Origin of the sequence: Microcoleus sp. T2B6 (assembly GCF_036700475.1) — a bacterium.
Classification (GTDB): domain Bacteria; phylum Cyanobacteriota; class Cyanobacteriia; order Cyanobacteriales; family Microcoleaceae; genus Microcoleus.
On the sequence record NZ_JAUBOZ010000002.1, the window covers coordinates 155,905 to 165,663 of the forward strand.

General features: G+C 47.0%; 7 protein-coding genes. 3 read left to right on the forward strand and 4 right to left on the reverse strand.

Annotated features, from left to right (window positions below):
- The first annotated feature begins 88 nt into the window (after positions 1 to 88).
- The gene (locus QUA00_RS01745; protein WP_333408495.1) at positions 89 to 307 is read left to right on the forward strand and encodes a hypothetical protein; all 219 of its coding nucleotides are present in this window, start codon (positions 89 to 91) and stop codon (positions 305 to 307) included.
- 79 nt (positions 308 to 386) lie between these two features.
- Here QUA00_RS01745 and QUA00_RS01750 read toward each other — a convergent pair whose 3' ends face one another.
- The 4 genes from QUA00_RS01750 to treZ all read right to left on the reverse strand — a co-directional run bounded on the left by QUA00_RS01750 (position 387) and on the right by treZ (position 6,106).
- Positions 387 to 911 carry a GNAT family N-acetyltransferase gene (locus tag QUA00_RS01750; protein ID WP_333204113.1) on the reverse strand — a complete coding sequence of 175 codons (525 nt, stop codon included), beginning with the start codon at positions 909 to 911 and terminating at the stop codon, positions 387 to 389.
- 6 nt (positions 912 to 917) lie between these two features.
- The gene (locus QUA00_RS01755) at positions 918 to 1,166 is read right to left on the reverse strand and encodes a type II toxin -antitoxin system TacA 1-like antitoxin (protein ID WP_333204115.1); all 249 of its coding nucleotides are present in this window, start codon (positions 1,164 to 1,166) and stop codon (positions 918 to 920) included.
- Between the two features lie 143 nt (positions 1,167 to 1,309).
- Positions 1,310 to 4,105 (reverse strand): malto-oligosyltrehalose synthase, encoded by a 2,796-nt coding sequence (treY, locus tag QUA00_RS01760; RefSeq protein WP_333408509.1) that lies wholly within the window; start codon positions 4,103 to 4,105, stop codon positions 1,310 to 1,312.
- A gap of 177 nt (positions 4,106 to 4,282) precedes the next feature.
- Positions 4,283 to 6,106, reverse strand: a complete 1,824-nt coding sequence (gene treZ / locus QUA00_RS01765; RefSeq protein ID WP_333408496.1) for a malto-oligosyltrehalose trehalohydrolase — start codon at positions 6,104 to 6,106, stop codon at positions 4,283 to 4,285.
- A gap of 316 nt (positions 6,107 to 6,422) precedes the next feature.
- Here treZ and QUA00_RS01770 point away from each other — a divergent pair, with 316 nt between their 5' ends.
- Together QUA00_RS01770 and QUA00_RS01775 are read left to right on the forward strand one after the other, a co-directional pair.
- Positions 6,423 to 8,489, forward strand: a complete 2,067-nt coding sequence (locus tag QUA00_RS01770) for an amylo-alpha-1,6-glucosidase (protein WP_333408510.1) — start codon at positions 6,423 to 6,425, stop codon at positions 8,487 to 8,489.
- A 35-nt stretch (positions 8,490 to 8,524) separates the two neighbouring features.
- Complete coding sequence (locus tag QUA00_RS01775) at positions 8,525 to 9,565, forward strand: glucokinase (protein WP_333408497.1); 1,041 nt, start codon at positions 8,525 to 8,527, stop codon at positions 9,563 to 9,565.
- The last annotated feature ends 194 nt before the right edge of the window (positions 9,566 to 9,759 follow it).

Below are 9,759 nucleotides of genomic sequence, written 5' to 3' on the forward strand. Positions count from 1 at the left end.
TACCTCGCGGTTTACGGGTAGTGAGTCCTGCTTTAATACAGTCTTCGATAGGGTGCTGATCTCTATACTGCGGGCGGTAGACCTTGCGATGAAGGGGTATTTACCGAACCTGTTGGGGGACGGTTGCATCCGTGAGGCTTGCACCGCTACAGTTGTTGACTGCTTTTCTTTACTCTTCCCAATGTACGGTGTGCGATCGATTCGGGTATTGTGGCAAACCGTATACGTTGTGTTGTATTTGCCGTCTTTGTGGTATAAATTTTGTTTGGTTGGTAGGGGCGATCGGTCGATCGGCTTCAAAATATAAACAGAATACCCCGATTCCTGACTTCTTTAAAAAGTCGGGAATCTAATAGCGATCGCATTTTAGGTTTAATTAGAGCGAGCTAGTCATCAAGTGCTTGTTTAAAGGTTTGAAGCCGGAGTAAAAGAGAAAGAGGTATCTCCGGCATTTCTCGAAATCCTGAATTTTCGTAAAACGTCTTGGCTGCTTCATCTATGGCATCAACTTTAACAGCATATACTCCTACTGTTTGAGATACATTTACTGCATTTTCTAATGCGTGAAATAGCAAACGCTTTCCTAGACCTCTTCCTTGCACAGAAAGATCGACGGCTAGCTTCCCAATCAGTATAATTGGAGTCGGATATCTGGGCAGCCTTTCCTGCAACTGGGCCGGTAAATCTTCAAAAGATAGTCCGCCTGTGCAGCAAGAATAATACCCAACTATCCTTTGACTGTCTTCAGATGAAACAGCAACAAAAGTTCTAGAAATCCCGTTTTTATCGTTTTTCAGAGCATACTGTTTCAGATATCGATCTAATTCAGGATTTCCCGATTGAAAAGGGTCTTTTCTGAGACTGCTGAGACTCCGTTCTATGGAATCTATAGGAGAGATAATCCAATTCACAATGATTTACTCTTGAGAACTCCTACATTCTTTGATTAATGCAATTAAACCTTCAGAAGGTTCTGGCGGATCTAACATCATATCTAACAAAAAATCCCAGTCGCGCTCGGACAGCTTCAAAACAGGGTTGCCAAAGGCTGCTGGGCCGTTGATAGTAGCATCTGCTTCGGCAATGAATTCGTCTAGGACAAATAGGTAAGCCCACCAAGAGAGTCTGGTTTCGGTACTGGTTTCGGTTTTGACGAGCGATCGCATTTTGCTATTCCTCCCGCTACTAAGATTGCTTTCCTGCTACTATTTTAACTCAAAAAGCCCAGCACAGGGTATGGTGCGTCAGAGCCAAAAAACATTGTGGACTCCCAATAATCAATTCCTGACGCACCCTACAACTTTAGTTTCTATTTTTTACCGATCAGCAGAGCGGCAGGAAAGTAACTCAGAGCTTCACCAATTGCCAACGTACCGTTACTTTCTACCGCCTGATTTGTAATTGCATCTTTCCAAACCGACGGCATTTGCTCGGATAATTTCAAATTAGTATCTTTCCAGACTTGTTTGCCGATCGGCATTTCTTCAGGTTTGACAATTCCCGTCAAAAACCGGGGAGCAATGATAAGAACGGTAGTCTCTCCAAAGCTTCTGGCAAAGGCAACAACATTATCTTTAAACGTGCCAACTGCTTCCAGGGGCAGATAATCGCCAGATTGAAAAACTTGCAAGTATTTTTTTCTCGCTTCTAGCGCTCTTGCCGTCAAAAACAACTTAATTCTCGCGTCTTCTCGCGTCGCAATCAAATCTTCAAGCAGTTGCAAAATATCCGTCTGAGCTTGCTCTTTAATTTCCCGCAAAACCTCGATTCGGCGCTCAAAATCAACGGGACGGCGGTTATCGGGATCGACGTGACTTAAATCCCAGAATTCCGTCCCTTGATAAATGTCTGGAACGCCAGGAGCCGTGATTTTCAGCAGCGTTTGAGATAAAGAATTGAAAATTCCGTAATTAGCTACCTTTTTACAGAAAGGTATAAATTTGTTGAGAAAGGGATTTTGTTCCGAAGGTTCGAGAACGCTATCGACAAAGGTCATAAAACCAGCTTCGTAGTCGTTATCCGGTCTCAGCCAAGCCGTATAAACTTTGGCTTCACGGACTGCTTTAATCACATAATCTTTCAGGCGCTGGACATAATCAGTGTTTTCAATTCCCTCAAAGGGAAAACTGCCTAGCAGAGTTTGGTACAGGAAGTATTCGTCATTAGTATCTGGAACCATTCGATTCACAAAGTTGACTTTCTTAGAAGAGTTTACCTCTCTCCAAGACCTGACTTGCTGTTCCCATTCATCGGGAATTTCTGACAAAACGTTAAGTCTGGCTCGCACATCTTCGCCGCGTTTGGTATCGTGGGTAGCTGTAGCATTCATTTTGTGCGGCCAAGCTACTTGCTGCTGTTGGTTGAACTCGTGAAAATCTACCAGCGACACGCCGAACTGACTGGGATTTCCTCCCACTTCGTTGAGGGATAAAAGCCGATAGTAGACGTATAAAAGGGTGTCTTCAACGCCTTTTGCCATTAATGGGCCTGTCAACTGCTGGAGTTTCATTACAAAGTGCCGGCGCTGCTCTTTTTGTTCTGATGTTAGAGTTTCTTCTTCTTCGAGTAACAGCACCGTTTCGATAAATTTAAGTTCCTTGAGGAGTCGCGGTACTTGTTGTTTGGCATGGGCGATCGCATATTTTACGTAAGTGCGATCGGACTCTCTCAAACCGTCTTGATTGATGTAAGTGCGGTAGACAGGAAAAATCGTCAAAACAGCCGCCAATGCTTTTTCCAAACCGGGACGAGTAAAGTCATTTCCCTGTCTCGATTGACCAGAGATATTCTTCAAAAGTTGAGCTAGATTGTCTACGTCTCCCGCCAAATTTTTCTCAACAATCAGTCCTTTTTTATCTAAAAATAACTGTTCGTAGGGAACGTTCAAGCGAGTAAATCTCTGATATATTTCGGTGAATTGCTGCTCGCGATCGCACCGACAAAAAACGCCGTTTACGTAATTCAAAAAGTCGTAGCCGCTAGTTCCCTCAATCGGCCAATATGACGGCAAATCTTCTTCGTGTTCCAGAATCTTTTCAACAGTAATATAAGTATCTCCCACTTTCTCCCGGAGTCGTTTCAAATATTCTGTGGGATCGTACAGTCCGTCGATGTGGTCGATTCTCAATCCGGTAAACTTTTCCTCATCAACCATGTCGAATATCAGAGCATGGTTTTTGTGAAAAACTTTAATCTCTTCAACTTTTACCGAAATAAGTTCGTTGACCGTAAAAAACCTTCGGTAGTTAATTTCTTCGGCTCCCACTTTCCAGAAAGCCAGACGGTAAAACTGCTCGGAAAGCAAATCGTCTAGCAAATTAAAGCTTTCGGGATTTCCCTTTTCTCCGTTAAAAACTTTGATATTTTCATCGATGAATTCCTGTACAAGCGGATTTTGATTGTAGAGTTCCCACAGCAGTCCTTTGACAAAAGCTATCTGATCGTATCGGGTTTTACCTTTAGTTTCTGAAGGTGTGTTTTTAATTAAATAAAGAATTCCTAAAAACTTGATAAAATCTGGATGGCGTCTGCCTAATTCCCTGGCTAAATGCCCCAAATTATGACTGATAAATTTAGCATAAGATTCAATTCTTACTGGCAATTGTAAGCTATAATAATTGATAGTCAGCCCAATTTCGCTGTATTTGAGTTGAATCTCGCTATTTTCCAGACACTCTCCATAAAAGTTGCCCAGCAGCGGAGCCAGCACTCGACCCCTGAGATGTTCGTAAGCGTGATTCCATTCAATATCGAAGTAATCAAAATAGTCAGAATCTGGCCCGTGTTCCAATACGTCTAACAGCAGCAAATTTTGAGTATCGTAAGCCATGTGATTCGGAACAATATCTTGCAGCCATCCCATGTTCCGTTTCTTGATTTCGTATGTGAGGGCTTCAAAATTTTCTGATGTTCCCAAATCTGGATTGATCTGATTTGAGTCAACGACATCGTATCCGTGAGAGCTGCCTTTTCTGGCTTTAAATATGGGTGAAGCGTAAACGTCGGTAATTCCTAAATCTTCCAGATAGCTAAGGATTTGTTTGGCGGCTTCAAAGTTAAAACCTCCATGAAATTGAATCCGATAAGTTGTTGTGGGAATTCTCATCATGTTAATTTTACTCCTGCTTGTTTAGGGTTTTCTTTTTTAAGAATATATGAGGCAGAGCCTCCTGAACTGCATTCCCAGGCATAGCCTGGGAATGAGAGAGGCTCTGCCTCCCGTTTCTTGTTCCTAGGCTCTGCCTAGGAACGCCTGTATTTGAGGCTCTGCCTCGACTTTTAATTATTCTAATTCGTAGAGTGCGAAACTCTGCGGTTTAACGGTCAATTTTTGCTCTGAAGTTATCTTTTCAGGCAAGCTAGAACCTGAACCCATCCATTTTTCATCAGCAGAGTCTAAAATTTTGTGACCGTTGCCTTGGGGAAGTGCAGCCGTAAAAGCTACCTCTTGCCTGTTGAAGTTTAGAATGCAGAATATCTGGCTGTCATCTGTCCAACGACGTAGAAATAAGATTTTTTCCGCTTCAATGCTGGACACTTCTAGACTGTTTTTGTCGAGTTTTTTAAGGGCTGGTATTGTCCGCCGTAGGTGAATCAAATGTTGGTGCCATTCCCAAAGGATTTTGTGTTTGCCTTGGGTTTGTTTTTCCCAGTTTAACTTACACTTATCGAAAGTCTCAGGACTCTGAGGGTCTTGAAACTCGCCTCGGCCTTCAAAGGCTTTAAATTCTTGTTGTTTGTCTTTGCGGATAGCTTCAATTAAGTTTTCGTCCGAGTGGGAAACGAAGTAAAAAAACGGTGCTTCTTCTCCGTATTCTTCTCCCATAAAAAAGAAGGGAATGTAGGGAGAAATTAAGACAGTGCCTGCTGCAAGTTTCAACCCTTCAAAGTCAACTATTTTGGATAGTCTGTCTCCCAAAATGCGGTTGCCGATTTGGTCGTGGGTTTGGGCAAACACCAGAAATTTATGACCCGGTTCATCCTTAACAGAATTGCCGTGTCTCCGCTTTCTGTGGGGGGCGTACTGGCCGGAGTAAACAAAGCTTTCTTTGAAGGCTTTTTCTAAGTGTTCGCACTTGCCGTAATCTTGGTAGTACCGGTCGTCTTCTCCGGTGAGCAAGGCGTGCAGTGCGTGGTGAAAATCATCGCACCATTGGGCGTCTAGTCCGAAGCCACCGAGTTGTTTGGGACGTACAGTGCGGACATCATTTAAGTCACTTTCGGCTATTAAGTAAAGTTTCCGTCCTAGTTCTTGGGAAATAGCGGCTGTGGCATCGGATAATTCTTGTAAAAAAGGTCTTGCACCTACCTCAAATATTGCTTGAATGGCATCTAATCTCAGGGCATCGATGTGATAGTCTCGAAACCAGTAGAGGGCGTTTTCAAGAAAGTAGTTACGCACACCGTCGCTGTAGGCGTCGTCGAAGTTGAGGGGGTCTCCCCAAATTGAGCCGTATTTGGATGTAAAGTAGGGGCCGAAGTCCCTGAGATAGTTTCCTTCGGGGCCGAGGTGGTTGTAAACTACATCGAGAATTACTGAAATGCCCTGTTCGTGGCAGGCGTTGACGAGTGTTTTGAAGCCTTCGGGGCCGCCGTAGGAGTTTTGAACGGCGTAGGGATATACGCCGTCATATCCCCAGTTTCGCTCGCCCGGAAATTGGGCTACTGGCATTATTTCGATGGCGTTGATTCCCAATTCTTTAAGTTGTTTTAGCTGGGGAATTATTGCTTCAAATGTTCCGGCTTGGGTGAAGGTGCCGACGTGCAGTTCGTAAATAATCATTTCGGCTAGCGGCACGCCTTGCCAATTTGTGTCAGTCCAAGTAAAAATATTTTCATCTATTACTTGCGACGGAGCGTGCACGCCTTGGGGTTGATATTTTGAGGCTGGGTCTGGTCGGTCGGTTTTTCCTTCGATTTGGTAAGTGTAAAGGGTTCCTGGTTCGATGTCTGTAGCTGTGGTTTGCCAATAACCTTCTGCGGATTGTTGCAGGGGTATCAGGCGTTTTTTTGGGGAAACAATTTGGACTGCGATTTGTTTGAGGGTGGGCGCCCAAACGGTAAATTCACATTGGTTATTGCCGAGGTAATTTGCTCCTATCTTCACTTTGAGCTGTTCTCCTTATAAAATAGGTTGGTAGTTCGATCGCCCGACGCGCTATCAAATGCTTGCCCTTAACGTTCAGCGCCTGTTTAGACGGTAATATTACTTAATATAACAAACAACTAACTTTAGACAGAGGCATCAAAGGGGAAAATTGGGTAAGGGGCAAAATTAGCGGTTGGTTAGGCTTAAATTAGAGCAGGAATCGGCACGGGGCCGATCGCCAAATTAACGGCCTGCAAGCGTTAATATTTCTGGTTGATATCATGTCGAAAATCTACCTAAAGGTAGGTAAAAAATCAGCGCGAGTGTGGACTTTATGGTTATGGCTTTTGGACGGGAAATCTGCTGCAATCTCGACTCAGCCGAGTCTCGGGAGTGGTTGGTCACAAACGGGATCGGCGGTTACGCTAGCGGGACGATCGCAAATCTCCTCACCCGCCGCTATCACGGCTTGCTGGTAGCCGCCCTCAAACCCCCGCTGGGACGCACTTTGATGCTCGCCAAGCTGGACGAGACGGCGGTGTATCACGATCGCGCCTATCCGCTTTATACAAACCGCTGGGCCGACGCGACGATGGAACCCCACGGCTACAAATACATCGAAAGCTTTCACCTAGAAGGCACGACGCCTGTTTGGAGGTTTGCTCTCGCCGACGCTATCCTGGAAAAGCGGATTTGGATGCAGCAAGGTGCTAACACAACATATATTCAATACCGCTTGCACCGCGCCTCAAAGCCGATCGCCCTCGCTGTCAAAGCCCTAGTCAACTATCGCGACTACCACCACACAACGAGCGTCGGCGACTGGCAGATGAGCCTACAAACCTTGGAAAGCGGGGTTTGCGTGACTGCATTTCCCAAGTCTGTACCCCTGTACCTGCTGACGGATGCCGAACCAGAGGCGAATTTTCGAGTTTCTACGCCTTTATACAATTGGCATTACGGATTTGACCTAGCAGCCGAAAAGCGGCGCGGCTTGGACTACTGCGAGGATCACTTGCACGCGGCGACTTTTCACATGACTATCGCACCGGGAAGTTCTCTGACATTGATAGCCAGCACGGAGAAAAATACCGAACTCAACGGCGGTACAGCTTTGGAAGAGCGCCGCACTTATGACCAACAACTGCTGCAAAACTGGTCAAAAGCGAGCAAATCTCCCGACTGGATCAATCACTTAGTGCTCGCCGCTGACCAATTTATCGTCAGCCGCCCGCTACCGGAGGAATCCCAAGGCAAAACGATCATCGCCGGATATCCTTGGTTCAGCGACTGGGGGCGCGACACGACGATCGCCCTACCCGGCCTCACAATCTGTACCGGGCGATGGGAAATTGCGCGATCGATTTTGCGGACATTTGCGCGGTATGTCGATCGGGGGATGCTGCCGAACCGCTTCCCGGATGCGGGCGGCGCACCGGAATACAACACCGCAGATGCCACTCTGTGGTACTTTGAGGCAATTCGCGCTTATATCGATGCCACGGGGGACGACGAACTTTTGAGCGAACTCTGGCCGGTGTTATGTGAGATAGTTGACTGGCACTTGCAGGGAACTCGGTATAATATCCGCGTCGATCCCGATGACGGTTTAATCTACGCGGGCGAAACCGGCGTGCAACTGACTTGGATGGATGCGAAAATCGGCGATTGGGTGGTGACGCCTCGGATTGGTAAGCCGATCGAGCTCAGCGCTCTTTGGTACAATGCTATACAAGCTATGGCAAGTTTTGCTCGAAAATTGGGCAAGCCTCACAATGAATACCAGCAATTGGGCGATCGAACAGCCGCCGGATTCCCTCGCTTCTGGAACGCCTCAACCGGTTACTGTTACGACGTTCTGGACGGCTCCGACGGACACGATACCTCCCTGCGGCCCAACCAAATATTCGCCGTATCCTTGCCCCTATTAACTGGGTATCCGCCTCCGAACTCTTTATCCGCAAGGGGACTGCGGGCAAAGGAAACCCACCGCTATACACCGTTACTGACACCCATCCAGCAGCGCGGCGTGGTGGACGCCTGCGCCCAGCAACTTCTCACTTCGGTCGGCCTCCGCAGCCTCTCGCCGCAGCACCCCCAGTATCGCGGCGCATACGGAGGCGACCAATTCCAGCGCGACAGCGCCTACCACCAGGGCACAGCTTGGGGCTGGCTGATTGGCCCGTTTGTCTTGGCGCACTTGCACGTATACAAAGATCCAGCACAAGCTCGCGAATTCCTAGAACCGATGGCACATCATATAAGAGCCGGCGGAGTTGGCAGTCTGGGCGAAATTTTTGAGGGCGACGCCCCCCACTCGCCGCGGGGCTGCACGGCTCAAGCTTGGACTGTGGCTGAGGTGCTGCGGGCTTGGTTGGCAATTAATACTGTGGGTGTTTAAATGGGGAATGTTATCTTTGGTGGAAAAAGAGATTTATGGCATTATTATTAGCGGGCGATATTGGCGGAACTAAGACAATTTTGCGATTAGTGGAAAGGACTGTTAACGGTGAAATGAACGCTCTTTACGAGTTTCGCTATCCCAGCGGGGAGTTTCCCGATTTAGTACCGATGGTGCAGCAGTTTTTGACGGAAGCTGCTATTAAGTTGGATTTTGCGCCAGTGCCTGAAAAAGCGTGTTTTGCGATCGCAGGCCCGGTGGTTAACAACACTGCAAAACTGACTAATTTGCCTTGGAGGCTGGATGCGAAGCGTCTGGAACAAGAATTAGGAATATCCCGCGTCAGTTTAATTAATGATTTTGTTGCGGTTGGCTACGGCGTGTGGGGTTTGGATGCTAAAGATTTGCACATTTTGCAAGTCGGAAAACCCCGCCAACACGATCCAATTGCTGTTATTGGTGCGGGGACTGGTTTGGGAAATTGTTTTGCAGTTCCCGAGGCAAATGGCATCAAGGTTTTTTCTTCGGAAGGGGGACACGGTGACTTTGCTCCTCGTTCCGAGTTGGAGTTTGAATTGCTGAAATATTTGTTAGCAAAACACGACATTCAAAGAATATCGATCGAGCGTGTAGTTTCGGGACTAGGGATTGTTTCAATTTACCAGTTTTTGCGGGACAGAAAGTTTGCTCCTGAATCGTCGGAGGTAGGGGAAGTTATCAAAAAATGGGAGTCAGAAATCGGTAAAAGCGAGAAGAGTGTCGATCCGGGGGCGACAATTGCACAGGCGGCACTCAAAAAGTGCGATCGGCTTTCCGAACAAACAATGCAAATGTTTGTAGAAGCTTACGGTGCCGTGGCGGGAAATCTGGCTGTGACACTGTTACCTTACGGCGGTTTGTACGTAGCTGGCGGCATTGCTGCTAAGATTTTGCCGCTGATTCTAGAAGGGGGTTTTATGCGAGCTTTTACCCACAAAGGCCGGATGGATTCGCTGTTAGAAATGATGCCAGTTCGTCTTGTTTTGAATCCCAATGTAGGGTTAATTGGAGCGGCTGTTTGTGCGGCCGGTCTTTAGGAGATTGCAAATATTTGGGGCGGGCAAGATACCCACCCCACAAGAATTTTTGTGGCACAGGCATCTTGCCTGTGAAAAGAGTTTGGGCGGGCAAGATGCCCACCCCACAAGAATTTTTGTGGCACAGGCATCTTGCCTGTGCAAAGAGTTTGGGCGGGCAAGATGCCCACCCCACAAGAATCCTTGTGGCACAG

Coding starts and splice junctions, on each gene's coding strand:
- QUA00_RS01745 (WP_333408495.1), top strand. CDS start 89: ATGAAGGGGTATTTACCGAACCTGTTGGGGGACGGTTGCATCCGTGAG.
- QUA00_RS01755 (WP_333204115.1), bottom strand. CDS start 1,166: ATGCGATCGCTCGTCAAAACCGAAACCAGTACCGAAACCAGACTCTCT.
- treY (WP_333408509.1), bottom strand. CDS start 4,105: ATGAGAATTCCCACAACAACTTATCGGATTCAATTTCATGGAGGTTTT.
- QUA00_RS01770 (WP_333408510.1), top strand. CDS start 6,423: ATGGTTATGGCTTTTGGACGGGAAATCTGCTGCAATCTCGACTCAGCC.
- QUA00_RS01775 (WP_333408497.1), top strand. CDS start 8,525: ATGGCATTATTATTAGCGGGCGATATTGGCGGAACTAAGACAATTTTG.